Source organism: Croceicoccus hydrothermalis (assembly GCF_022378335.1).
In the GTDB taxonomy this organism is placed as follows: domain Bacteria; phylum Pseudomonadota; class Alphaproteobacteria; order Sphingomonadales; family Sphingomonadaceae; genus Croceicoccus; species Croceicoccus hydrothermalis.
This window is the reverse complement of sequence record NZ_JAIQCI010000006.1, coordinates 18,912-42,973: the sequence shown is the minus strand read 5'-3', so window position 1 is coordinate 42,973 and position 24,062 is coordinate 18,912. Positions and strand designations below refer to the sequence as shown.

Genomic DNA, 24,062 nt, shown 5'->3' with positions numbered 1-24,062 from the left:
CCGATTTGATTTTCGCCGGAACGGTTCGTGCGCTCAACCGTATCATGCAGCGGAATGAAACAGGGGCGGACAAGGAAAGTTTTGCTATGAATACGATGAAGATGATTGCCCTGCCGATGATGGGTGCCGCCGCGCTTTCGATGGGCGGCTGTGCCGATAATTACGCGGCCGAAGGTGCCGGCATCGGCGGTGCGCTGGGTGCGGGCGTCGCCGCCGTGACCGGCGAGGATCTCGTGACCTATGCGGCGGTCGGTGCGCTTGCGGGCGGACTTGCCGGCACGTTCAAGGACAAGAACGACGATTGCGATGGTTTCCGCGACCGTAACGGCAATCGTTACATCGACGAGGATTGCCGGAACGACGATCGTTATCGCAATTATTTCTGATCGCGATCCATCCTTCCGGGGATGAAAGGGGCGTCGCCGCCGGGCGGCGTCCTTTTTCGATTTAGGGCCGGGGGCGGCTGGTGAGCGGGCACGCGCCACCATCTGCGGATGAACACACAGGGGGCAAACATGCGCAAGGGCTTGAAATGGTTTCTGGGGATCGTGGCGGCGGTTGGCCTGCTGCTGACGCTGGTATCGCTGATCCCGAGCGATCAATGGTTCATCCGTGCGCTCGACATGGCGCGGGAGCCGGTCATGTGGGCGGCCATTATCCTCGCCATCGTGGCGGTGATCGTCCTGCGCGCCGGTCGATGGGTCGTGTCAGGCACGTTCGTTGCGATCGCGATCATTCAGTTGCTGCGTATATGGCCGTATAACCAGCTTGCCGGCACCGATATCGCGCTGGCCGATCCCAACGATGAAGGCGCGCAATGCGTCACCGCGCTCGCTGTCAATGTAAAGGTGAAGAACGATGGCTATGCCGCGGTGATACAGCAGATCGAACGCGTGTCGCCCGATCTCCTGTTGCTGATGGAAACGGATGAGACGTGGGAGCGGCAGCTCGATCCCGTGCTGCGGCAGTATGATTACCGGACGCAGGATATTCAGCCGCACGCCTTCGGCATGATCTTCGCATCGCGCATTCCGGTGTCCGGTGCGCGCATGGTGGAAAATACCTCGCGCGATACGCCGACGCTGTACGCCACGGTGGCGCTGCCCAACGGGCGCCGGTTCGATTTCATTGGCCTGCACCCCAAACCGCCCATTCCGGGCATGGATACCGAGGAGCGTGACGCCAATATCGTGCGGGCAGGAACGGAGACGCCGAACGGCCTCCCCGATGCGCTGGTCATGGGCGATTTCAACGACGTGCCGTGGTCGAACACGACGAGCAGGTTCCGCAAGGAAGGCGACTGGCGCGATCCGCGGATCGGGCGGGGCACCTATCCGACCTTTCCGGCCGACATGACCTGGCTCGGCTGGCCGCTCGACCAGGTGATGGTGCGCGGCGACATGGAATTGCGCGATTTTACCGTGATGCCGGCGAACAGCTCCGATCACCGGGCCGTCCGCACCACCGTGTGCCTCGGCGACCGCACGGCGGGGTGAACGCTATACCGGGGTGAAGGGCAGGATGGATTCCAGCTGTTCGCGCGGCGGCGCACCGATCAGCGGGAAACCATGGCGCAGCAAAAACGCATGGCGCACGATTTCGGCCTGCTGCTCGATCCCGTATTGCGTCAGGCGACGGCCCGGCATCACCGCATAACCATAGCGGCAAAACGGGTGCCGCATCATCACGAGCCAGTATTTGCCGCGCTGCTGCGATTGCCAGACATGCGTCATTTCATGCAGGAACAGCCCCTTGAGCCAGAGCGAGGCATGGGCGAAATCGTCGCAATAAAGCCGGGTCCGCGCGGGAAAGTGGATATGCCCGGTCGGCGCCATCAAGGTGTTGACGGGTTGGAACGGAAACCATTTGCGCCGCTTGATCCGCACCGGCGCGGGGTCGAGCGCGCCGCCGAAAACTGACGCGACAAGCGCCTTTTCCCCGTCGGTCAGACCGCGCTCCCCGCCCACCGGACAGGCGCCGGGGGCAGAACGGGGGGCCACAGGATCGGGCGCCGGGTTCAGCGCATCGCCTCCATCCCGCCCATCTCGCCGCTATCGCCCAGGCCGCCGGGGCTTTCGCCGGGTTTCAGGATGGGGGCGGCGAACGACGCCTTGTCGCCATTGTCGAACGTCACGGTCAGGTCGGTGGTGGTGCGCGCCATGATCGCGGGATCGAGATCGAACAGCATCACGTGATAGCCGCCCTGTTCGAAGGCGACGGTCTGACCCGGCTGTATCGCGATTTCGGTAACCGGCTCCATCGACGATACGCCGCCCTCCTGCATCGTGCGGTGCATTTCGGTGCGACCAACGTTCACGAGCGAGACGGAGGCGATATTGCGCACGCTATCGCCATTGTTGACCACATTGAAATAGGCAACGCCGGGCCGGCCATCCACGGCGGGAAGGCGAACATAGGCATCGGTGAGCTGAATGCCTTCGGGCGTGTCGGGGTCGGTTGCCTCCTCGATCAGCTCGTCGGCGGGCGGTGCCTCGGTCGTGTCGCCGCATGCGGACAGCATCAGGACGGCGGGAACGAGCGGGGCAAAAATCGCAAAACGGCGCATGGGTGTGTTTCCATCCTCATCATGGCGCGGCCGATAAAGCCTGCGCGTTTCTCAACCGTCGATAGGCGCTTTCAAACCCTTGTTCCATGAAAAACCGCCCCTATATCGCGGCCTGTTACTGAGCCGCGCGGCGGGTTTGCCCGTGTGGGGGGCCCCATAGGCGCGGTGTCCAATGCAGAAGAGGTGGGAACACTTAAAATGTCTAAAGTTATCGGTATCGACCTTGGCACGACCAACAGCTGCGTCGCGGTGATGGATGGCGACAAGCCGAAGGTTATCGAAAATTCCGAAGGCGCGCGCACGACGCCCTCGATCATCGCCTTCACCAAGGATGGCGAACGCCTCGTCGGGCAGCCGGCCAAGCGGCAGGCCGTCACGAACGGCGACAACACGATTTTCGCGGTGAAGCGCCTCATCGGCCGCCGCTTCGACGACCCCGTGACCAAGAAGGACACCGAGCTCGTCCCCTATTCCATCGTCAAGGGCAAGAACGGCGATGCGTGGGTCAACGCCGGCGGCAAGGATTACAGCCCGTCGGAGATCAGCGCCTTCACGCTTCAGAAGATGAAGGAAACGGCCGAAAGCTATCTTGGCGAAACCGTCACGCAGGCGGTCATCACCGTTCCGGCATATTTCAACGATGCGCAGCGTCAGGCGACCAAGGACGCCGGCCAGATCGCGGGTCTTGAGGTATTGCGCATCATCAACGAGCCGACGGCGGCGGCGCTGGCCTATGGTCTCGACAAGGCGGACGGCAAGACGATCGCGGTCTATGATCTTGGCGGCGGCACGTTCGACGTGTCCATCCTCGAAATCGGCGATGGCGTGTTCGAGGTGAAGTCCACCAATGGTGACACGTTCCTCGGCGGTGAGGATTTCGATACCGCGGTGGTCGAATATCTTGCCGACAGCTTCAAGAAGGACGAAGGCATCGACCTTCGCGGCGACAAGCTCGCGCTGCAGCGTTTGAAGGAAGCGGCCGAGAAGGCGAAGATCGAGCTGTCCTCGGCACAGAGCACCGAGGTCAATCTCCCCTTCATCACCGCGGATCAGAACGGTCCGAAGCACCTTGTGAAGACGATCAGCCGGTCCGACCTCGAAAAGATGGTCGGGAACCTGATCGAGCGCACGAAGGAGCCGATGAAGAAGGCACTCGCCGACGCGGGCGTCACGGCCAAGGAGATCGACGAGGTCGTCATGGTCGGCGGCATGACCCGCATGCCCAAGGTGCGCGAGGCGGTGAAGGATTTCTTCGGCAAGGAACCGCACACCGGCGTGAACCCCGATGAAGTCGTCGCCATGGGCGCGGCCATTCAGGCCGGCGTGCTGCAGGGCGATGTGAAGGACGTGCTCCTTCTCGACGTGACGCCGCTGTCGCTTGGGATCGAGACGCTGGGCGGGATCATGACCAAGATGATCGACCGCAACACCACGATCCCGACGAAGAAGAGCCAGGTCTACTCCACCGCGGACGACAACCAGCAGGCCGTGACCATTCGCGTGTTCCAGGGCGAACGCGAGATGGCGAGCGACAACAAGATGCTGGGTCAGTTCGATCTGGTCGGCATTCCGCCCGCACCGCGCGGCGTTCCGCAGATCGAGGTGACGTTCGACATCGACGCCAACGGCATCGTCAACGTGTCGGCCAAGGACAAGGGCACCGGCAAGGAGCAGCAGATCCGCATCCAGGCATCGGGCGGCCTGTCCGACAGCGACATCGAGCAGATGGTGCAGGACGCCGAAAAGTTCGCCGAGGAGGACAAGAAGCGCAAGGAGCAGGCCGAGGCCCGCAACCAGGCCGACAGCCTCGTCCACTCGACCGAGCAGCAGCTGTCCGAAAACGGCGACAAGATCGACGCATCGATGAAGTCCGACATCGAGGCCGCGGTGGCCGAGGTGAAGACCGCGCTCGAAGGTGAAGACATCGACGCGATCAAGTCCAAGAGCGAGGCGCTCGCGCAGAAGGCCATGCAGATGGGCCAGGCAATGTACGAGCAGCAGCAGGCCGAAGGCGCGGCAGCGACCGACGGTGCCGCCGCCGGTTCCGAAGCGGGCGGCGCGGAAGAAGACGTCGTCGATGCCGAATTCTCGGAAGTGAACGAGGACGAAAACAAGGGCTGAAACGCCCGATGAAACCGGACGCTGCCCGGCTGATGCGCAGGGCGGCGGCGGACCCCAAGGGAAGCGGTCGGCGTTAGCGAGAGTTCGCCGCCGGCCGCTTCGACATATTTAGGCCGCGCGCGCGGGCCGGTTCATCCGGCACGATGACATGCGCGGCGTATCGCAACGGCGGGATGGGCCATGGAAACCGAAATCGACTTTTACGAACTGCTTCAGGTCGAACGAAGCGCGGACGACAAGACGATCAAGTCCGCCTATCGCAAGCTGGCGATGAAATTTCACCCCGATCGCAATCCGGGCGATGCGGAGAGCGAGGCGAAGTTCAAGGCGATCAGCCGCGCCTATGACTGTTTGAAAGATCCGCAGAAACGCGCGGCCTACGACCGCTACGGCCATGCCGCCTTCGAACAGGCGAGCAGCGGCGGCGGCGGCGGGCAGGCCGGATTTTCCGACATCGGCGACATATTCGAAACGATTTTCGGACAGGGTTTCGGCGGCGGCCGCGGGGCCGGACCACGCCCGCGCCGCGGCGCCGATCTGCGCTATGACATGGAAATCGCACTCGAGGATGCGTTCCACGGCAAGGATACCGAGATCACGATCGAGGTGTCGCAGGCCTGCGAGCCGTGCGAAGGCACCGGCGCGGAACCCGGCACGGGCAAGCGGCGATGCCCCATGTGCGAAGGGTACGGCAAGGTCCGCGCACAGCAGGGCTTTTTCATGGTCGAACGCGCCTGCCCGACCTGCCACGGGCGCGGCGAGGTGATCGAAAGCCCATGCCGCAATTGCGGCGGCGAGGGCCGGGTCGACAAGCCGCAGACGCTGGAGGTCAATATACCGCCCGGCGTGGAAACCGGCACGCGCATCCGTCTTTCGGGCAAGGGCGAGGCGGGGCCATATGGCTCACCGCCGGGCGATCTTTATATCTTCCTGCACGTCAAACGCCATTCGGTGTTCGAGCGGGAGGGCACCACCTTGCTGACGCGCGTGCCGATCACCTTCACGACGGCGGCATTGGGCGGCACGGTCGAATTGCCGGGCATGGACGATGAATGGATCACCGTCACCATCCCCGCCGGGGTGCAGTCGGGCGAGCAATTGCGCAAGCGCGGCGAAGGGATGCCGGTGTTGCAGGGACGCGGGCGCGGCGATCTCGTCGTGGAAGTCAATGTCGAAACCCCCCGCAAGCTGAGTGCGAAGCAAAAGGAATTGCTGCGCGAATTTCAGGAGACCGAAACCGGCGCCGAATGCCCGGATTCGCGCGGGTTCTTCGAACGTATCCGCGACAGCTTCACAGGTTGAACGCCGGATTTACGTGTCGAACTTTTCGGCGATTTCCGCGCGTAGCCGGGCGATGAGGTCGGCATTGCAATTGCCGTCCTTGTCCTCCTCGTCGAGGATCGCGTCGAACGTTTCGCGCTTCAGATCGCGCAGCATCCGAGGCGGCAGCGCGTGGTCCGCATCCAGCGTCGAGGCGGTGATGTCGATCAGGCGGTCGGCCCCCTGCAACCGGCCCCACAGATAATCGTTTTCGCGATAGGTGCGGGAAAAGAACGCGCCGAAGCGATAGAATTCGACGCCGCGCAATGTCTGCGCCGCGCCGCCCGAACGGATGGCATTGGCGTCCTCGGGAGAGATCCGGTCCACCTTGATCGGGTCGAATTCGTCGGGTCCGCGCCCGCCCAGGATGGGAAGCGTGGCGATGTCGTAAAAGGGAAAGCCGAGATAGCTCAACAGCAGCGTCCGGCGCACGTCGCGCGGCAATTGCGCCATCGCATCTGCGAGCATTGCATCGACCTCGGCATCCGTGCGCCTGAGATCGCGCCGGTCGGCGAGCCGGGCCATGACCCGTTCCGGGTGCCGAAGCGCATCGGCGGCCAGCACGGCGAAATCCTCGCCCAGCGTTTCGATCTGCTCCAGCTCGCCATAAAGCGCGAGTGCCTTGAACACGGTATCGCGCGCGTCCTCGCGCTCCGCCGCGGTAAGCTGACCGCCGATCCCGCTCTCTCCCACCGGTAGCAGCCGCCGCGCCAGCAGGCGAAGCCGCCGCACGCGGAACGCGATGTCATAGGTGCGGAAAAAAGAGATGGCCGCCTCGCTCGCCCCGCCGCCATCGCCGGCAAGCCGGTCGAGCCCCGCCGCATCGAAATGCCGGGTCAGCGTATCCACGATCACGTCCCGCGGCGGTGCGTCGTCCGGGTTGGCGCGGCGGATCGTTTCGGCCAGCGTATCGAGAATGCGCGTATATTTGGCCTTCGCATAGCCGTGGAAGGCAAAGCCGGATTGCCTGGCTGCGGCCTGCTGCGCCTTGTTGCGCCATTTGCCGAGCCGCGCCGGCGTCGGCCGGTCGAGGAACAGTGTGCGGCCGAACAAGCGGTCCACCACGGCCTCAACCTCGGGACGGAGCGCGTCGACGATGGCGCGGGCGCGTTCCGCCTCCTGCGAATGCTGCGCGATGCGTTCGATGTCGTCGCGGATCGGCTGTTCGCGCGGAATGGAGGACAAGGCGCCGAAGATCGTGCTGAAGAAACCGGTGCTGCGCGACTCGGATTTTGCATCGGCGTGTTGCGGCGGGTGCGGATCGATATAGACGAATCGCCGATCCACCTCCCGCATGGAGGGCCGGTTGTCGAGCGCGCCGATCGCCTCTGCAAACGGACGTCCGGCAAGGACCGCGCCGTCGATGAGTGCGACATCCTCGACATTTCCGCTCGCGATATGTTGCGGCATGATCCGGCGCACGAACCGTTCGCGGCCCGGCCATTCGGCACCGCGTTCCTGCAAAAGCGTGTCGATCTCGCCGATGCGCAGGGGTGGGAAGGCGCCGGGAAAGCTCGCTGTGGCGCGCGCGGCAAAGACCAGCTCCGGCCGCGCGGCCAACCGTCCGTCGCCGCTCCGCGCGCGGAACGAAATCGGCAGGCGATGCTCCGCCTCGACCGCGAAATCGGGGCTGTGCAGTTTCAGAACGCTGCGATGGCCGTGAAAATCGGTCGCGGTCACGAACAGGTCGATCGGATGGCGCGGCGGCAACAGCGGCGGCCCCGCGGGCTGTGCATCCATGGCCAGCAACGCATCGTCGATGAGCCGGGAAAAACCGATCCCCGAAAACGGCGGCGCGAACCATCGCGAGCGCATGAGCCGCGACAGTTTCTCCCGCAATTCCGCCCGCGTTTCGGGTGCCACGGTGCGGTTGATGGCATTGCCCGGACGTTTCAACGTCCATTTGACGAGCGGCGTCGCCCAGAACTTGGAAAGCCGGTTGCGCGCCATCGCATCCGGCGCGATCAAGAGGTCGCTATCCGCCTTTTCCAGCCACAGCCGCGTCAACGGATCGAGCGAGCGCCCGCTCACCAGCGCCTCTGCCAGAAACACCGCGTTCATGCCCCCCGCGCTCGCCCCCGACAGGATGTCGGGCAGCACGCGCAGCCGCGTCTCCCCCTTTTGCGCGATCATCGTCAGCAGGCGATGATAGGCACGCTGCGACCCGGTTTGCGGCGGTTCGTCGAGGCGGAACGCGCGGCTCGCCTGCGCCAGTTTCCAGACCTCTTTCGTGATGCCATGCATATAGACGGCGAGGCTGACGCCGCCATAGCACACGAGCGCGATCCGCAGTTCCTTTTCCCGCATGGCAACCGTGATGGCAGGCCGGCGCCGCGATGAAAAGACCTGCATCAAAACGTAGGCGCAGCTTTACCGCAATGCGGTTGTGTTCCTGTCCTGTTCCGGGTAGGCGAGGCCATGGCAAAGACAAAGCGCAAATATGTATGCCAGGCCTGCGGCAGCGTATCGCCCAGATGGCAGGGACAGTGCAGCGATTGCGCCGAATGGAACAGCCTTGTCGAGGAGGCGGCGCCGACCGTCTTTTCCGCAAAGCACGACCTTTCCGGCGGCGGGCAGACGATCCGGTTCGTGCCGCTCGACGCGCCGGTCCCGCTTCCGCAAAGGCGGGCCACCGGCATGGCCGAGTTCGATCGCGCGCTGGGCGGCGGGTTCGTGCCGGGCAGCGCGATATTGATGGGCGGCGATCCGGGGATCGGCAAATCGACCCTATTGCTGCAGACCTGCGCGACCGTGGCGCGCTCGGGCGGACGCGTCGTCTATATCAGCGGGGAGGAGGCGGCGGGGCAGGTGCGGCTGCGCGCCGAACGACTCGGCCTTTCGGACGCGCCAGTGAGCCTTGCGGCAACGACATCGGTGCGCGATATCCTGACGACGCTGGGCGATATGGATCCGCCGGCGCTGCTCATCATCGATTCCATACAGACCATGCATTCCGACCAGATCGAAGGCGCGCCCGGAACGGTGAGCCAAGTGCGCGGCTGCGCGCTCGAACTCATCCGCTATGCCAAGCGGAACGGCGTGGCGATGGTGCTGGTCGGGCATGTCACCAAGGATGGCAATATCGCCGGGCCGCGCGTGCTCGAACACATGGTCGATGTCGTGATGAGCTTCGAAGGCGAGCGTTCGCATCAATATCGCATCCTGCGCGCGTTGAAGAACCGGTTCGGCGCGGTGGACGAAATCGGCGTCTTTTCCATGGAAGGCGCCGGCCTCGTCGAGGTGACGAACCCGTCCATGCTGTTCCTGTCGGGCCGGGATGAACCATTGGCGGGGAGTGCGGTGTTCCCCGCGCTCGAAGGGACGCGCCCGGTGCTGGTGGAGATTCAGGCGCTCATCGTTCGGTTGCAGAGCGGGGCGACGCCGCGCCGCGCGGTCGTGGGATGGGACAACGGGCGCATGGCGATGCTGCTTGCCGTGCTGGAGGCGCGGTGCGGGCTGAATTTCTCCTCGGCGGAGGTTTATCTCAACGTCGCGGGGGGATACCGTCTGACCGATCCGGCGGCGGATCTGGCCGTGGCGGCGGCGCTGGTATCCGCATTGTCGGAACGGGCGTTGCCGGCACAATCGGTGTGGTTCGGGGAGGTGTCGCTGGCCGGTGAGATTCGGCCCGTGGCGCATGCGCCGCTGCGTCTTCGCGAATCGGTAAAGCTTGGCTTCGATCGTGCGTTCGGCCCGGCATCGGTTGCGGAAAAAGGTGAAAAGGTCGCGGGTGCGCGCTTTCAACCGATGCGGCAATTGCCAAATCTCGTTGACCATGTGGTGGGGAGCCAATAGCGGATAACGTCATGACGGCATTCGATCTCGTGGTGATTATCATCGTCGGATTTACGGCGGTGGGCGGCTTCATGCGCGGGTTCGTGCACGAAATACTGGCGCTTGCCGCGTGGATCGCCGCGATGATCGCGATTTCCGCGCTGCATACGCCGCTGACGCAGTGGATGCTGCAATATATCGACACGCAGGCGAGTGCGGCCGTGCTCGCATTCGCCGTATTGTTGATGGTGCCCTATCTCATCGTGAAGCTGATTGCGCGGTGGGCCGGGTCGCGTGCGCGCAATTCGGTGCTCGGCGCGGTAGACAGGATGCTGGGCCTGGGCTTTGGCATCGTGAAGGGGCTGATCATGGTGGTGCTGGCCTTTTCGGTGCTGGTGCTGGGCTATGACACGATCTGGGGCGTGGAGGGTCGGCCCGACTGGATCGCCAAGGCCCGCAGCTATTCCTTCGTCAACGCGGCGAGCATCGCGCTCGTCGAGGATATCGAGCAGCGCCGCGCCGCCTTTCGCGAGCAGGCGGAGGCCGAGGACGAGGACGAAACCGGGGACGACGTGGAACGCGTGAGCGGCGAAGTGGACGAAGCGATCCGATGAACGCGCACCGGCTCTATACGCCCGCCGTGCTTGCCGCGGCGACCCGGCTTGCATCCTTTACGCTGGATTCGCGCTTCTCCATTCGCGGGGAGGCGCGTTCGCCCAGCTGCGGCAGCCGGGTCGAGCTGGGCCTGCTGCTCGGCGAGGGCGGCAAAATCGCGGAGGTCGGCATTGCGGCCCACGCCTGCGCCGTGGGGCAGGCGGGCGCCGCGGTGTTCGCAGAAGCGGCCGCGGGTCGCGACGCGCAGGACATCGCGGCGGCAAATACGGCGATGGAGGAATGGGTGCGGCGCGACGGGCCAAGACCCGATTGGCCGGGGCTCGACCTCATTGCGCCGGCGCGTGCCTATCCCGGGCGTCACGGTGCGATGTTGCTGGCATGGAACGCGGCGGCGAACGCGCTTCGCCCGATGGTTCGGGAAGGGTGACGGGCGTGGCTGCGCCGCAATCGAAGGGCGATGGGGGCGGACCGGCGGTGCCGCTTCCGCCACCTGCCTTGCGCCTTTCCTTCGATGAGGATGCGCTTGCCGCGAACTGGCGCGCGCTGGACCGGTTGTCAGGACGGGCGATGGCCGGGGCTGCGGTAAAGGCGGATGGATACGGCACCGGTGCGCGGCGGGCGGCGCGCGTGTTGTGGGCGGCAGGGTGCCGCAATTTCTTCATCGCGCACTGGCAGGAAGCGCCCGACGTTCTGGCCTCCGTTCCGGCCGATGCGATTTCGGTCCTCCACGGCCCGGCGACGGAGGATGAGGCGCGCTATGCCCGGGCGACGGGATTGCGGCCCGTGCTCAACAGCCTGGCGCAGGTCGAGCGCTGGCTCGCGTCGGGGGGCGGGCCATGCGATCTCATGATCGATACGGGGATGAACCGGCTGGGTCTGCGTCCCGACGAATGCGGCGATGCAAGGTTGCAGCAATTGGAGGTCGGCGCGCTGATGTCGCACCTCGCCTGTGCCGACGAGGATGACGGGGCGAATGCGCGGCAGCGCGCTGCGTTCGCGAGCCTGTTGCAACAGATTCCGCACCAGCGCGCGAGCCTTGCCAATGGTGCGGGGATCGCATTGGGCGCGGATTACCACTTCGATCTGACGCGGCCGGGCCTTGCGCTCTATGGCGGGGTGCCGCGTCCCGAGCTGGCCGCGCATATCCGGCAGGTCGTCACGCCGGAGGCGATGATATTGCAGGCCCGCCATGTCGCGGCGGGTGATACAATCGGTTATAACGCGACCTTCACCGCACCGCGCGACATGCGCGTGGGCATCGTGTCGCTGGGCTATGCCGACGGGTATCTGCGATGCTGGAGCGGGAAGGGCGGGTTCGTGTCCGATGGCCGGATTCTCCCGGTTCTTGGCCGCGTGTCGATGGACATGACGGCGATCGACCTCGGCGATGCGGGCATCGGCGAAGGCGACTGGGTCGCGGCGCGCTATGCCCTGCCGGAGGCGGCGCGCACCTGCGGGATGTCGCAATACGAACTCCTGACCGTATCCGGGCCGCGCCTGCGGGGATAAGCGATGCTTGCCCCTCCAATGTTGCGCATGCTAAGAGCATGTGCAGCAACGTGAAAATCCGCAATTCGGCGGGGTCGTTCAGTAGTGATGGGCATGGATATGGCGGAAAAGAAGCGCGAGGATGGTGTCATCATCATCAAGAAATACGCCAACCGGCGCCTGTATAACACCGACAGCTCCAGCTATATCACGCTTGATCACCTGTCCAAGATGACGCGCGAAGGTGTCGAGTTTCAGGTCGTCGATGCCAAGAGCGGCAATGACATCACGCATCAGATCCTGACGCAGATCATCATGGACGAAGAGGCCGCGGGCGGATCGCAAATGCTGCCGGTGAGTTTCCTGCGCGATTTGATCTCGATGTACGGCAATTCGATGCAGTCGATGATTCCGCATTATCTCGAAATGTCGATGCAGCATTTTCGCGAAAATCAGATGAAGATGCGCAAGACTTTCGAGGAAAGCCTCGGCTCCAATCCGCTGGCAAAGCTGGCGCAGCAGAACATGGCGATGTTCACCGCCGCGACCAATGCGTTCATGCCCGGCGCCGCGCAACCTGGCGCAGCGGCGCAGGGCGATGAGCGGCCCGACGGCGACGCGGATGCAACCGGCGACGAACGCAAGGACGCCGAGCTTGAAACGCTGCGGCGGCAAATGGCCGAGATGCAAAGCCAGCTCAACAAGCTCATCAAATAGCACGCCACGCTTGGCAAATGGAACGCTTGGGAATAGGGCGTTCCCGACAGGGGTGCGGCAGGACAGCCGTCACCCCTTTATTGATATGCTCTATACCCGAGGTACGCAGTGGCCGCCAAGACCGACGCCCAATTTCCGACGATCCGCCATGCGCTGGACATCAAGCGCGAGGATGATTTCGCCGCCTGGTATCAGGCCGTCGTGTCTCAGGCGGATCTGGCCGAGGAATCGGGCGTGCGCGGATGCATGATCATCAAGCCGTGGGGCTGGGGCATCTGGGAGCGGATTCAGCGGCTTCTGGATGAGCAGATCAAGCTGACCGGTCATGACAATTGCTATTTCCCGATCTTCATCCCGCTGTCCTATTTCGGGAAAGAGGCGGAGCATGTCGAGGGTTTCGCCAAGGAAATGGCGGTCGTCACGCATCACCGGCTGAAGGCGGAGGACGGCAAGCTTGTCGTCGACCCCGATGCCGAGCTTGAGGAACCGCTCGTCGTGCGACCGACGTCGGAAACGGTGATCGGTCAGGCGATGCACCGCTGGGTGCAAAGCTGGCGCGACCTCCCGCTCAAGATCAATCAGTGGGCCAATGTCGTGCGCTGGGAGATGCGCACCCGCATGTTCCTGCGCACGAGCGAATTCCTGTGGCAGGAAGGGCACACCGCCCATGCCGACAAGGCCGACGCCATGGACGAGACGCTGAAAATGCTCGAAGTCTATCGCGCCTTTGCCGAGGACGTGCTGGCCATGCCGGTCATCGCGGGCGAAAAGCCGGAGAACGAGCGTTTTCCGGGCGCCGATGCAACCTTCAGCATCGAGGCGATGATGCAGGACGGAAAGGCGCTCCAGGCGGGCACGTCCCATTACCTCGGCACGACCTTCGCCGAGGCCGCCGACATCCGGTATCAGGATAGCGAGGGGCAGCAGCAGCTTTGCCACACGACCAGCTGGGGCGTGTCCACCCGCATGATTGGCGGTGTCATCATGACCCATGGCGACGATGACGGGCTGGCCGTGCCGCCGCGCGTCGCCCCGCATCAGATCATCATCCTGCCCCTGCTGCGCGGCAAGGACGAGGACGCCGACATCATCAACTATTGCGAGGAAGTGCGTACCGCGCTCATCGGGCAGGACGTGTTCCGCGAGCCGATCCGCGTGCTGGTCGATCGCAAGCCGGGCAAGACGGCGGTGAAACGCTGGGGCTGGGTGCGCAAGGGCGCGCCCGTCATCATCGAGGTCGGCCCCCGCGACATGGAAGGCGAAAAGCTTTCGGTCCTGCGCCGCGACGCGCTTTGGCGCGAGGACGATGGCAAGCCCGATTTCGCCCTGCAGGACCGCCACGATTTCGTGTTCTGCGCCGGCGGTATCCTCGCGGAGATCCAGCAGACGTTGTTCGAACGCGCCCGCGAACGGCGCGACGCCGCCATCCGTTACGACATCACCGATTTCGATACGCTGGCCGAACATTTCCGCGAAAGCGAGACGAAGCCCGGCTGGGTCGCGGTGCCGTGGTCGCGTCCGACCGGCGCCGCGCTCGACGCGATCGTGGAAAAGCTGAAAACGCTGAAAATCACGATCCGCAATTCCGCGCTCCACGCCGACGTTCCCGATGCGCCGTGCTTCTTTACCGGGGAAAAGGCGGTCGAGACGATCTATATCGGTCGTACCTACTGAGCCGGCGGGGCGGCGCGCCGTTCCCTCTTGCCGCGGGGCGAATTGGCGGGCAACGTCGTACGATGAAAACCATCGCGCTTCTCTCCGCCCCGCTTTTGGTCTCGCTCGGCGCCGCCCCGGCGTTTGCGCACGAGCCATCGTCCGGAACGTCCGTTGCCGCCCCCGTGTCGGCCGACCGCCTGCGCGCCGATGTCGAAAGCCTCGTCGGGTTCGGCACCCGCCACACGCTTTCGGAGCAGGACAGCCCGACCCGCGGCATCGGTGCTGCCCGCCGCTGGGCCGAGGCGGAATTTCGCGAGGCGAGCGAGGCGTGCGGCGGCTGTCTCTCCATCGTGACGCCCGAACGCATGGTATCGGGCAATCGCATCGAAACGCCGGTGCGCCTGGTCAATGTCGTGGCGATTCAGGAAGGTTCCGAGCGCCCGAACGAAGTCGTCATCGTGCAGGCCCATATCGACAGCCGCGCAAGCGACGTGATGGACTGGAAAAGCGACGCGCCCGGCGCCAATGACAACGCATCGGGCACCGCGCTCGTGCTGGAGGCGGCGCGCACGCTGTCGCAGCATCGATACCCCACGACCATCGTCTATGCCGTGCTTTCGGGTGAGGAGCAGGGCCTTTACGGCGGCACGCTGATGGCGGATTATGCGCGGGAGCAGAACTGGACCGTGAAGGCGGTGCTCAACAACGACATCGTCGGCGGTTCGCGTGGTTCGGACGGAAAGGCCGACGATACGCATGTCCGCGTCTTTTCGGAGGCGCTGCGCTCCGATTCCACCGAGGAACTGCGCGATGCCATGCGCCGCAACGGGGGCGAGAACGACAGCCCTTCGCGCAACCTCTCGCGCTATATCGCCGGGATTGCGGGCGTGGATGCGGACGATACGCTCGCCGTTCGACAGATCTATCGCGCCGACCGCATGGGGCGCGGCGGCGATCAACTGCCGTTTCAGGCGATGGGCTATCCTGCCATCCGTTTCTCGGTCGCAGTGGAAGATTACGAGCATCAGCATCAGGATCTTCGCACCGAGAATGGCGTGACCTACGGTGATACGGTTGGGGAAATGGATTTTCCCTATCTCGCCAAGGTCACGCGGCTGAACGTGGAAACGCTGGCCGCGCTTGCGCAGGCGCCGATGCCGCCGCGCGTGTCCGCCGAAGCCGCAGTACAGACCTTTACCACCGTGCAATGGACGCCGAGCGAAGGGGCGACAGCCTATCGCGTCTGGCGCCGCCGGACCGATGATGCACGGTGGGAAATGCTGCGCGAAACCGATGGCGCGACGCATATGGTGACGCTCGACGGATTGCGCGGCGACGACTGGATCGTCGGGGTCAGCGCGCTTGCCGGCGGTGCGGAAAGCCCGGTTGCCGCGGCGGTTCCCGGTGGCGCGTTCTACCCGCTCGACAATTCGGAGATGGAGTGAGCATTCGGGTCACGAATTGGCGCGACCGGATTTTTGGTCGATAGCGCGAGCGCCCAGAGTTCGCCGAGAGCGAGATCGGTCGCATCATCGTGAAACCGGTCCAGGCCCGATCCTGGATAGAAGCAGAATTCGCCGAACACCGGGCATCCGTGCAGTTCGTAAAAATCCACGCGGACGAAAGGCATCGCGCCCGACAGCGTTTCGGCCGCCTCGATCATCGCATCGAGACTGCGCGGCCGCAAAAGCGGTTCGCCCCCGTCGACCCGTTTCCAGTCCCGGTCATGCAGATGCCAGCGATGCCGCCACCCGCCGCGCCCGGTGTGCACCTGCACATGGGTGGCCGCACCTCCGAAAACATAGATCTTGTAATCGACCGGAAGGGTCTCGCCATCGCCGAGCCACCCCTCGATCATCAGGCCGCGGGGAACATCGCGATAGCCCCACTCGTCCAGCCATGCGCCATAACGCGAACGCAGCCAGCGATGCGCGTCGCGGCGCGTGCCGTCCCACCGCCCCTGTGGCATGGAGGGGTAGAGCGCGCGATACTGGTTGCAGCCGTGACGGGATTTGAGCATCGCGCGACCCGATACGGGCGGCCGCGCCGGCAATGCCGTTCCCTCCCACGCGAGCGGCGCCACCCATTCGGAGCCGAGGCGGCCAGCGACAAGCCGTTTGGCATAAAGCTTGTCGAGCAGGCGCGGCATGGCGGGATCGCGGTCGTAAAGCTTGCGCCGTTGCACGAATTCGGTGAAGCGGCGGGGGTTGTCCACCGCACATGACCGGCCCATCCGCGCCGCATAGCACAGCGCGATGCGCAGCCGCGCGCCGAACGCTGGCGTAACGTTCACATCGGCGGGGTTGGCGTCCATCCCCGTCAAAACCGCCAGCGGGTCGCGGGTTCCCTTATCCCGCGTCGTCGTCGCTCGCCGCGCGATAGAGGGCGAAGGGGTTGTGCACCGCCAGGCCGAGCGCATCCTCGAACGCGTCCTGCGCCGAGCCGCCCGTGACCGCGCCATTGCCCGTATCCGCGCCGAGGTTGGACTGAAAGATGCCGGCTGCGCTTACGGGGAGGAAATCCTCGTAGGTGATCGGCTGTCCGCCGTGGAAGAAAGCGAGCGCCTCGTCGCGCATCGCGTCCAGATCGTCGGGAAAGCGTGCAAAGGATTCGCGCAGCGCCGCGTCGTAATCGCCGCCCGCCGCCCGCGCATCGGCAAGGCATCGGTCGTAGAGCGCGCGCCCCTTGGGGGTAAGCGCGGCACCGCGTTGTTCGATCTCCCCGAAACGGGCGGTGTGGGCGCCTGCGTCATCGCCGCCGAAGGAGACCGTTTCGGACAATGCCTTGAAGCTGGTCTGGCGCAAAAGAATGGGGCACGCGCGGCGCGGCGGGCCTTCGATCTGCTCCTTGGCATCGATATTGTGCGCGATCATGTCCGACTGCGCCGCATCGATGTCGAGCGTGCGCGGCGTCAGATGGTTGATATGCGGCCCCTGAAAGCTGACCACATCGGCGATCAGCCGGTGCGCATCGTGCAATTGCGCGTAGGTCCGCGCATCGACCCGCGCGGCATGATGCCAGCGAAAGACATTCAGCCCTTCGCCCAGAAACGCCTCCGCATCCGCATGGTTCAGCCCGCCTTCCTCCTCCGCCTTCGCGATCAGCTCCATGAGCCGCGAGGAACAGATCTGCCGGGTTTCGAGAATGTCGGCGGCACGTTCGCGCAGGCCCGCATCCTCGATCAGTTCGAGCCGGAGCAGCGAGCAGAACATCCGGAACGGATTGGCCTCCATCCCCTTTGCCGTGATGGGGCGGAACGCGGTGGAATGGACCGGCACACCGGCCACCGAGAGATCGTAATAATCGACAGGCTCCATGCCCATCACGGCAAAGAACCGCCGCATCGCGCGCAGTTCCGCCGCCGTGCCCACGCGGATCGCGCCGTGGCGTTCCTCTCCCAGTCGCCCGCCATCGCGTGGCGCCGCGCCGCCCGACCGCGCATTGACCGACGCCACGATGTCGAGCAATTCGCCGTAAAGCGGAACCTCGTCCCGGTACATCGCCGACATCGCGGCGGAGAAACGGGCGCGCAGCGTATCGGGCGAAACGAATTGGGTCATGGGTCGGCTCCGTTCGGCAGGTCTTGCCGGGTGATAGGGCACACGGTTGCATTTGCAACCGGGCGAACGCGCTTGCGTATCGCCGGGCTGCGGCCCACATGGGATGCATGAACGAAAAATCGAAGAAATTTCAGGGATTGCCGTCGAAAGACCAGATTCTGGAGTTCGTGAAGACGAGCGAAAGCCCCGCCGGAAAGCGCGAGATCGCGCGCGCATTCGGCCTCAAGGGGCAGGAAAAGATCGCGCTCAAGGCGCTGCTGCGCGACATGGCCGAAGAAGGCCTGATAGACGGAAAGAAATCCGCCTTCCACAGCATGGGCGGACTGCCGCGCGTGACCGTGTTGCGCGTGGCGGATATCGACGATGGCGTACCGATCGCCGTTCCCGAAAGCTGGTCGCCCGACAGCGGGGCGGCGCCGCCCCGGCTGCGCGTGGTGGATCGCAAGCAGACGGGCGGCAAGGGGAAGGGCAATCGCGCCTTTCCCGCCTTGCGAAAGGGTGACCGCGTGCTCGCTCGCACGGAGGAGACCGGCACGGGCTGGCTCGCTCATGTGATGAAGAAGCTGCCCGATGCGCAGACCGCGATGATGGGCGTCGTCGAGATCGACAGGACGGGGAAGGGCTGGCTCGCCCCGATAGAGAAATCGGTCCGCAATTCCGCCGCCATTGCCGATCTTGGCGGGGCGGAGGAAGGCCAGCTCGTGCTGGCCGAGCCGACCGGCAAATCGCCGCGCGCGGGCGTGAAGGTGACGCAAATCCTCGGCGATCCGCTGGAGCCGAAATCGTTCAGCCTGATCGCGATTGCAAAGCACGAAATCCCCTTTCACTTTGACGATGCGGTGAAGGATGCGGCACAGGCGGCGGCGAAGCTGCCCGTGTCCGCCGACAGCCGCGAGGATTTGCGGCATCTGCCCATCGTCGCCATCGACCCGGCCGATGCGCGCGACCATGACGATGCGATCTGGGCCGCGCCGGATGACGATCCCGCCAATGCGGGCGGGTGGAAGGCGATCGTCGCCATCGCCGACGTATCCTATTACGTGCGGCCGGGCAGCGCGATCGACCGCGAGGCGAGGAAGCGCGGCAATTCCGTCTATTTTCCGGACCGTGTCGTGCCGATGCTGCCCGAAATCCTGTCCGCCGACGTGTGTTCGCTGGGCGAGGGGGAGCCGCGCGCCGCGATGGCGTGTCACATGACCGTCGATGCGAAGGGCAAGATCAGGGACTGGCGCTTTACTCGCGCCATCGTCAAGATTTCCGAGGTCATTGCTTACGAAGATGCGCAAAACCGCATCGACGATGACAGCGCGGATGAAAGTCTTCGCAATCTTTGGGCCTGCTGGAAAGCGCTCAACGCCGCGCGCGATGCCCGCGATCCGCTCGCTCTCGATCTGCCGGAACGGCGCGTGGTGCTGAACGAGGCGGGGCGGATCGAGGAGATCGCCGTGCGCGAACGGCTCGACGCGCACCGGGTGGTGGAGGAATTCATGATCGCCGCCAATGTCGCGGCGGCAAAGGCGCTGGAGAGCAAGGTCGCGCCCGTCGTCTACCGCATCCATGAAACGCCGAGCCGCGAAAAGCTCATGGCGCTCAAGGATTACCTTGCCACTTACGACCGCAATTTCACGCTGGGGCAGGTGATCACGCCGGGCATCTTCAACCGGCTGATCAAGGATACCGCCGACGATGCGGAGCGCGCGCTCATCATGGAGCAGGTGCTGCGCAGCCAGACGCAGGCGTATTACGGGCCGCAGAATGCCGGGCATTTCGGGCTTGCGCTGGGCAGCTATGCGCATTTCACCTCGCCCATTCGCCGCTATTCCGACCTGCTCGTGCACCGGGCGCTGGTCGATGCGTTCAACCTCGAACAGCCCAGGCCGCAGGACCGCGACATTCCCGCGCGCTCCGGCCTGTCCGACAAGGATCGCGCCAGCCTCGAATCGATCACCGACGCCATCAGCAAGACCGAGCGCCGCGCGATGGAGGCGGAGCGCGACACCATCGACCGCTATGTCGCGGCCTGGCTTTCGGGGAAGGTCGGCGAGGTGTTCGACACCCGCGTGACCGGCGTGCAGAAATTCGGCCTGTTCGCGACGACCCTCAATTTCGGGGGCGATGGGTTGCTTCCCATTTCGACGATCGGCGACGAATATTTCGTCTATGAGGAAAAGGCGCAGAAACTCGTCGGCAGCGACACCGGCACCGAATACAAGGTCGGTGATCGGCTGAAACTCCGGCTGGCGGAGGCGAACCCGCTGAGTGGTGCGCTGAAATTCGAATTGCCGGAGCAGGAAGGCAAGGTCGAACCGCGCGGCAAGAAGATCGTGCACAAGGGCAAGGCGCGCACGAAGGATCGCGGCCCGAAAAAGGACGCACAGGGCAAGCACATGGTCGGCAGGCGCGGTCGGCCCGGCAATATCCGGCACCAGGGGCGCAAGAAGAAATAGGCAGGCTCAGCTCAGCGCGTCGATATCTTCCTCGCTCAGTCCGCCGGGCACGATCATGAGTGGGCATGGGAGCTGCCCCGCCTTGTGATTGGCGAAATGGTGCACCAGCGGCCCCGGCGACCCTTCTGCCGCCGCGCCGAGGACGAGCGCTGCGATCTGCGCGTTTTCGGTGAGATAGTCGTGCACCACCTTCGCCCCGTCACCGACGCGCACGGAGATGGAGGGCATCCGCCCGCTTTCGGCGAGCAGGCTTCCTGCCGCCGCCATGACGAGCACTTCGGCCCGGCTTTTCGCCTCCTCCTCGATCGTGGCCTGAACGCCGCCGAACGCGACGAAGGCCTGTTTCGGGACGAGCGCGATGAGATGCACCGAACCGCCGGTTTTCGCCGCGCGGCGCGATGCGAAGCGCAAGGCGACCTTTGCCTCCGGCGTTTCGTCCATGATGACGAGATATGTGCGCATGTGGCGTGGTGTCCCCTCTGTGCCCTCGGGCCTAGACTGGGCCATGAACGCAATATTGGCAAGTCGGCGGCTTACGCCCTTGACCCCGGCGGGCGGTCGCCCCAACAAGGCGATCAAATGTGAGATCAAGGATCGCGAAGGAAGCCCATGTCGATCGAAATCAAGATGCCCGCCCTGTCCCCGACGATGGAAGAGGGTACTCTCGCCAAATGGCTGGTCGAGCCGGGACAGAAGGTGGAACCCGGCGACATCATCGCCGAAATCGAAACCGACAAGGCGACGATGGAGTTCGAATGCATCGATGAGGGCACGATTGCGGCCATCGCGGTGGAGGCCGGCACCGAAAATGTGAAGGTCGGCACGATCATCGCCATGCTGGCCGAAGAAGGCGAGGACGCCGATGCGATTTCGGCGCCATCCGCGCCCGCGTCCGATGCCGGAACCGATGCGACGAAGGTGGAGACACAGGACCGCCAGGAAAAGGTCGAGGGCGAGAAGACCCGCACCAGCGCGGCGCCCGCACCGGCTCCTGCTCCCGCTCCCACCCCCGCCCCCACGGCGCAGAATGACGGCGACCGTATCGTGGCATCCCCGCTCGCAAAGCGGATCGCGGCGGAAAAGGGCATCGACCTGTCGGCCATCAGCGGCAGCGGACCCAATGGCCGTATCGTGAAGGCCGATGTCGAGAATGCGAAGCCGGGACAGCACAAGGCCGCCGCCGAAACGGCCGCGCCCACACCCACGCCCGCGCCGAAAACCGACGCGCCCGACATCCCGCACGACGCGGAAAAGCTTTCGGGCATGCGCAAGACCATCGCGCGCCGCCTCACCGAATCGAAGCAGCAGGTGCCGCATATCTACCTGACCGTGGATATTCGCCTCGATGCGCTGCTCAAACTGCGGGGCGAGCTCAATGCGACGCTGGCCGCGCGCGATGTGAAGCTTTCGGTCAACGATCTGATGATCAAGGCGCTCGCCCGCGCGCTCGAAATGGTGCCGAAGTGCAATGTGCAGTTCGCAGGTGACGAGCTTTACACCTTCAAGCGGTCCGACATTTCGGTTGCGGTTTCGGTTCCCGCCGGTCTCATCACGCCGATCGTCACCGATGCGGGCGGCAAGTCCGTCTCCAAGATTTCGACCGAGATGAAGGATCTCGCGACGCGGGCCCGTGACGGCAAGCTGCAGCCGCATGAATTTCAGGGCGGCACGGCATCGCTGTCCAACATGGGCATGTACGGGATCAAGCAGTTCGAGGCGGTCATCAACCCGCCGCAGGGCATGATCATGGCGATCGGCGCAGGTGAGAAGCGCGCCCATGTCATCGACGATGCGTTGCAGATCGCCACGGTGATGAGCGCCACCGGCAGCTTCGATCACCGCGCGATCGACGGCGCGGATGGCGCGCAATTGATGGCCGCGTTCAAGGATCTCATCGAAAATCCGCTGGACCTTCTGGCCTGATGGCGGGCTCCGACATCGCCGAAGCTCAGCCCGACGGCGAACCGGTCATTCGCATGACCGCGATGCCCGCCGACACCAATGCCTATGGCGATATTTTCGGCGGCTGGCTGATGAGCCTCATGGATATGGGGGCAGGGCTCGTCGCCTCGCGACGGTGCAAGGGGCGCGCCGCGACGGTTGCGATGGACGGGATGCAGTTCCACGAACCGGTCGCGGTCGGCGACGAGGTTTCGGTCCATGCCCATATCGAGGGCGAGGGCCGTACATCCATCAAGATCGCAGTAGAAGCGTGGCGGCGTCACCGCCATGAAGAGACATGCGTAAAGGTGACCGAGGCGCGGTTCACCTTCGTTGCAATCGACGATAACGGGCGTCCGCGCCCGGTGAGTGGTTAGGAGTTTTTCAGTGGCTGACAGCTATGACGTGATCGTTCTGGGTTCGGGGCCGGGCGGCTATGTGGCGGCGATCCGCGCCGCGCAACTCGGGCTGAAAACCGCAATCGTGGAACGCGAATTGCTGGGCGGGATCTGCCTCAACTGGGGCTGTATCCCGACAAAGGCATTGCTGCGTTCGGCCGAAATCCTGCACTACATGCACAATGCGAAGGATTACGGTCTCGCCGCAAAGGAAATCGAGGCCGATCTCGACGCGGTGGTGAAACGTTCGCGCGGGGTGGCGTCGCAGCTCAACAAGGGCGTGACGCACCTGATGAAAAAGAACAAGATCGCGGTGCACATGGGCACCGGCAAGGTCGCCGCAAAGGGCAAGCTTTCCGTCACCGACAAGGATGGCAAGACGCAGGAACTGTCGGCAAAGCACATCATCGTCGCGACCGGCGCCCGCGCGCGCGAGCTGCCCTTTGCCAAGGCGGACGGGAAGCGGATCTGGACCTATCGCCATGCGATGACGCCGTCCGAAATGCCGACGAAGCTGCTTGTCATGGGGTCGGGCGCGATCGGCATCGAATTTGCCAGCTTCTACAACGACATGGGCGCCGATGTGACGGTGGTGGAGATGCTCGACCGGATCGTGCCGGTGGAGGATGAGGAAGTATCCGCATTCCTTCAAAAGGCATTGACGAAGCAAGGCATGAAGATCGTCACGGGCGCGGGTGTCGAAGCGCTCGACGTCGGCGCGAACGGCGTCAAGGCGAAGATCAAGGGCGCCGACGGCAAGGTCACCGAAACCGAATTCAGCCATGTCATCTCCGCCGTCGGCATCGTGCCCAATACAGAGGATGTGGGCCTCGCAAACCTGGGCGTGAAGATGGAGCGCGGCTTCATCCAGATCGACGATTTCGGCCGCACCGGTGTCGATGGCATCTGGGCGATCGGCGATTGCACGCCCGGCCCCTGGCTCGCGCACAAGGCCAGCCATGAAGGCGTCGCCGCCGCCGAATCCATCGCGAAGGAACTGGGCAACAAGGAGGTTCACCCCCACGGCCTCGACCGGAACAATATTCCGGGCTGCACCTACTGCCACCCGCAGATCGCGAGCGTCGGCATGACCGAGGCTAAGGCGAAGGAGGCCGGTTACGAAGTGAAGGTCGGCAATTTCCCCTTCATCGGCAATGGCAAGGCGATCGCGCTGGGCGAGGCGGAAGGGTTCATCAAGACGGTGTTCGATGCGAAGACGGGCGAATTGCTCGGCGCGCACATGATCGGCGCCGAGGTGACCGAGCTCATTCAGGGATATGTCGTTGGAAAGACGCTCGAAACGACGGAGGCGGAATTGATGAACACCGTGTTCCCGCATCCCACGCTGTCCGAAATGATGCATGAAAGCGTCCTGTCCGCCTATGGCAAGGCGGTACATATCTGAGGCGTGATGGAACGGGGCGCAGTTTTCGACCGTTGATCGTGCAAAGGAGACATT

General features: G+C 64.4%; 21 protein-coding genes. 15 read left to right on the top strand and 6 right to left on the bottom strand.

Features of this window, described 5'->3' with window-relative positions:
* Positions 1–86: 86 nt before the first annotated feature.
* Both K4G67_RS05655 and K4G67_RS05650 read left to right on the top strand, forming a co-directional pair.
* Entirely contained in the window at positions 87–386 is a 300-nt protein-coding gene (locus K4G67_RS05655; protein ID WP_338026395.1) for a glycine zipper domain-containing protein, read from the top strand.
* A 129-nt stretch (positions 387–515) separates the two neighbouring features.
* On the top strand, positions 516–1,496 hold the full coding sequence (locus K4G67_RS05650) for an endonuclease/exonuclease/phosphatase family protein (protein ID WP_239805412.1): 981 nt from the start codon (positions 516–518) through the stop codon (positions 1,494–1,496).
* Positions 1,497–1,499: 3 nt separating this feature from the next.
* Here K4G67_RS05650 and K4G67_RS05645 read toward each other — a convergent pair whose 3' ends face one another.
* A complete protein-coding gene (locus K4G67_RS05645; protein ID WP_239805411.1) occupies positions 1,500–2,000 on the bottom strand; it encodes a vgr related protein in 501 nt (166 codons plus the stop codon).
* Positions 2,001–2,017: 17 nt separating this feature from the next.
* Positions 2,018–2,566 (bottom strand): copper chaperone PCu(A)C, encoded by a 549-nt coding sequence (locus K4G67_RS05640; RefSeq protein WP_239805410.1) that lies wholly within the window; start codon positions 2,564–2,566, stop codon positions 2,018–2,020.
* Positions 2,567–2,764: 198 nt separating this feature from the next.
* Between K4G67_RS05640 and dnaK the strand changes: the two genes are divergently transcribed.
* Positions 2,765–4,687, top strand: a complete 1,923-nt coding sequence (gene dnaK / locus K4G67_RS05635; RefSeq protein ID WP_239805409.1) for a molecular chaperone DnaK — start codon at positions 2,765–2,767, stop codon at positions 4,685–4,687.
* Between the two features lie 180 nt (positions 4,688–4,867).
* The gene (dnaJ, locus tag K4G67_RS05630) at positions 4,868–5,989 is read left to right on the top strand and encodes a molecular chaperone DnaJ (RefSeq protein WP_239805408.1); all 1,122 of its coding nucleotides are present in this window, start codon (positions 4,868–4,870) and stop codon (positions 5,987–5,989) included.
* A 9-nt stretch (positions 5,990–5,998) separates the two neighbouring features.
* Here dnaJ and K4G67_RS05625 read toward each other — a convergent pair whose 3' ends face one another.
* Positions 5,999–8,359, bottom strand: coding sequence for a patatin-like protein (locus tag K4G67_RS05625; protein ID WP_239805407.1), 2,361 nt, complete (start codon positions 8,357–8,359; stop codon positions 5,999–6,001).
* A gap of 66 nt (positions 8,360–8,425) precedes the next feature.
* Between K4G67_RS05625 and radA the strand changes: the two genes are divergently transcribed.
* From radA to K4G67_RS05590, 7 genes are all read left to right on the top strand, one after another.
* Positions 8,426–9,802: a DNA repair protein RadA gene (gene radA / locus K4G67_RS05620; protein ID WP_239805406.1), complete on the top strand. Its 1,377-nt coding sequence runs from the start codon at positions 8,426–8,428 to the stop codon at positions 9,800–9,802.
* An 11-nt stretch (positions 9,803–9,813) separates the two neighbouring features.
* Positions 9,814–10,395: a CvpA family protein gene (locus K4G67_RS05615; RefSeq protein WP_239805405.1), complete on the top strand. Its 582-nt coding sequence runs from the start codon at positions 9,814–9,816 to the stop codon at positions 10,393–10,395.
* A complete protein-coding gene (locus tag K4G67_RS05610) occupies positions 10,392–10,823 on the top strand; it encodes an iron-sulfur cluster assembly scaffold protein (protein ID WP_239805404.1) in 432 nt (143 codons plus the stop codon). The genes K4G67_RS05615 and K4G67_RS05610 overlap by 4 nt, the downstream gene beginning before the upstream one ends.
* Positions 10,775–11,905 carry an alanine racemase gene (gene alr, locus K4G67_RS05605; RefSeq protein ID WP_239805403.1) on the top strand — a complete coding sequence of 377 codons (1,131 nt, stop codon included), beginning with the start codon at positions 10,775–10,777 and terminating at the stop codon, positions 11,903–11,905. Before K4G67_RS05610 ends, alr begins: the two co-directional genes overlap by 49 nt.
* 99 nt (positions 11,906–12,004) lie before the next feature.
* Positions 12,005–12,601, top strand: coding sequence for a polyhydroxyalkanoate synthesis repressor PhaR (gene phaR, locus K4G67_RS05600; RefSeq protein ID WP_239805689.1), 597 nt, complete (start codon positions 12,005–12,007; stop codon positions 12,599–12,601).
* Between the two features lie 141 nt (positions 12,602–12,742).
* Positions 12,743–14,275 (top strand): proline--tRNA ligase, encoded by a 1,533-nt coding sequence (proS, locus tag K4G67_RS05595; RefSeq protein ID WP_239805688.1) that lies wholly within the window; start codon positions 12,743–12,745, stop codon positions 14,273–14,275.
* A 62-nt stretch (positions 14,276–14,337) separates the two neighbouring features.
* On the top strand, positions 14,338–15,702 hold the full coding sequence (locus tag K4G67_RS05590; RefSeq protein ID WP_239805402.1) for a M28 family metallopeptidase: 1,365 nt from the start codon (positions 14,338–14,340) through the stop codon (positions 15,700–15,702).
* Here K4G67_RS05590 and K4G67_RS05585 read toward each other — a convergent pair.
* Both K4G67_RS05585 and K4G67_RS05580 read right to left on the bottom strand, forming a co-directional pair.
* Positions 15,672–16,571: an ATP-grasp fold amidoligase family protein gene (locus K4G67_RS05585; RefSeq protein ID WP_239805401.1), complete on the bottom strand. Its 900-nt coding sequence runs from the start codon at positions 16,569–16,571 to the stop codon at positions 15,672–15,674. The genes K4G67_RS05590 and K4G67_RS05585 overlap by 31 nt on opposite strands.
* A 34-nt stretch (positions 16,572–16,605) precedes the next feature.
* A complete protein-coding gene (locus K4G67_RS05580) occupies positions 16,606–17,817 on the bottom strand; it encodes a VOC family protein (RefSeq protein WP_239805400.1) in 1,212 nt (403 codons plus the stop codon).
* 98 nt (positions 17,818–17,915) lie between these two features.
* Between K4G67_RS05580 and rnr the strand changes: the two genes are divergently transcribed.
* The gene (gene rnr, locus K4G67_RS05575) at positions 17,916–20,264 is read left to right on the top strand and encodes a ribonuclease R (protein WP_420829997.1); all 2,349 of its coding nucleotides are present in this window, start codon (positions 17,916–17,918) and stop codon (positions 20,262–20,264) included.
* Between the two features lie 6 nt (positions 20,265–20,270).
* Here rnr and K4G67_RS05570 read toward each other — a convergent pair whose 3' ends face one another.
* Positions 20,271–20,726 carry a universal stress protein gene (locus tag K4G67_RS05570; protein WP_239805687.1) on the bottom strand — a complete coding sequence of 152 codons (456 nt, stop codon included), beginning with the start codon at positions 20,724–20,726 and terminating at the stop codon, positions 20,271–20,273.
* Between the two features lie 147 nt (positions 20,727–20,873).
* Between K4G67_RS05570 and K4G67_RS05565 the strand changes: the two genes are divergently transcribed.
* Genes K4G67_RS05565 through lpdA form a run of 3 tightly spaced genes read left to right on the top strand, consistent with a single transcriptional unit; the run spans position 20,874 to position 24,008 of the window.
* Positions 20,874–22,187 (top strand): pyruvate dehydrogenase complex dihydrolipoamide acetyltransferase, encoded by a 1,314-nt coding sequence (locus K4G67_RS05565; RefSeq protein ID WP_239805398.1) that lies wholly within the window; start codon positions 20,874–20,876, stop codon positions 22,185–22,187.
* Positions 22,187–22,582 carry an acyl-CoA thioesterase gene (locus K4G67_RS05560; RefSeq protein ID WP_239805397.1) on the top strand — a complete coding sequence of 132 codons (396 nt, stop codon included), beginning with the start codon at positions 22,187–22,189 and terminating at the stop codon, positions 22,580–22,582. The genes K4G67_RS05565 and K4G67_RS05560 overlap by 1 nt, the downstream gene beginning before the upstream one ends.
* 10 nt (positions 22,583–22,592) lie before the next feature.
* Positions 22,593–24,008: a dihydrolipoyl dehydrogenase gene (gene lpdA / locus K4G67_RS05555; RefSeq protein WP_239805396.1), complete on the top strand. Its 1,416-nt coding sequence runs from the start codon at positions 22,593–22,595 to the stop codon at positions 24,006–24,008.
* Positions 24,009–24,062 lie beyond the last annotated feature (54 nt).

What these genes read in the sequence shown, in the direction of transcription:
- K4G67_RS05655 (WP_338026395.1), top strand. Translation starts at nt 87, where the DNA reads ATGAATACGATGAAGATGATTGCCCTGCCGATGATGGGTGCCGCCGCG.
- K4G67_RS05650 (WP_239805412.1), top strand. Translation starts at nt 516, where the DNA reads ATGCGCAAGGGCTTGAAATGGTTTCTGGGGATCGTGGCGGCGGTTGGC.
- K4G67_RS05640 (WP_239805410.1), bottom strand. Translation starts at nt 2,566, where the DNA reads ATGCGCCGTTTTGCGATTTTTGCCCCGCTCGTTCCCGCCGTCCTGATG.
- dnaK (WP_239805409.1), top strand. Translation starts at nt 2,765, where the DNA reads ATGTCTAAAGTTATCGGTATCGACCTTGGCACGACCAACAGCTGCGTC.
- dnaJ (WP_239805408.1), top strand. Translation starts at nt 4,868, where the DNA reads ATGGAAACCGAAATCGACTTTTACGAACTGCTTCAGGTCGAACGAAGC.
- K4G67_RS05625 (WP_239805407.1), bottom strand. Translation starts at nt 8,359, where the DNA reads ATGCAGGTCTTTTCATCGCGGCGCCGGCCTGCCATCACGGTTGCCATG.
- radA (WP_239805406.1), top strand. Translation starts at nt 8,426, where the DNA reads ATGGCAAAGACAAAGCGCAAATATGTATGCCAGGCCTGCGGCAGCGTA.
- K4G67_RS05615 (WP_239805405.1), top strand. Translation starts at nt 9,814, where the DNA reads ATGACGGCATTCGATCTCGTGGTGATTATCATCGTCGGATTTACGGCG.
- K4G67_RS05610 (WP_239805404.1), top strand. Translation starts at nt 10,392, where the DNA reads ATGAACGCGCACCGGCTCTATACGCCCGCCGTGCTTGCCGCGGCGACC.
- alr (WP_239805403.1), top strand. Translation starts at nt 10,775, where the DNA reads ATGGAACGCGGCGGCGAACGCGCTTCGCCCGATGGTTCGGGAAGGGTG.
- phaR (WP_239805689.1), top strand. Translation starts at nt 12,005, where the DNA reads ATGGCGGAAAAGAAGCGCGAGGATGGTGTCATCATCATCAAGAAATAC.
- K4G67_RS05590 (WP_239805402.1), top strand. Translation starts at nt 14,338, where the DNA reads ATGAAAACCATCGCGCTTCTCTCCGCCCCGCTTTTGGTCTCGCTCGGC.
- K4G67_RS05585 (WP_239805401.1), bottom strand. Translation starts at nt 16,571, where the DNA reads ATGGACGCCAACCCCGCCGATGTGAACGTTACGCCAGCGTTCGGCGCG.
- K4G67_RS05580 (WP_239805400.1), bottom strand. Translation starts at nt 17,817, where the DNA reads ATGACCCAATTCGTTTCGCCCGATACGCTGCGCGCCCGTTTCTCCGCC.
- rnr (WP_420829997.1), top strand. Translation starts at nt 17,916, where the DNA reads ATGGGATGCATGAACGAAAAATCGAAGAAATTTCAGGGATTGCCGTCG.
- K4G67_RS05570 (WP_239805687.1), bottom strand. Translation starts at nt 20,726, where the DNA reads ATGCGCACATATCTCGTCATCATGGACGAAACGCCGGAGGCAAAGGTC.
- K4G67_RS05565 (WP_239805398.1), top strand. Translation starts at nt 20,874, where the DNA reads ATGTCGATCGAAATCAAGATGCCCGCCCTGTCCCCGACGATGGAAGAG.
- K4G67_RS05560 (WP_239805397.1), top strand. Translation starts at nt 22,187, where the DNA reads ATGGCGGGCTCCGACATCGCCGAAGCTCAGCCCGACGGCGAACCGGTC.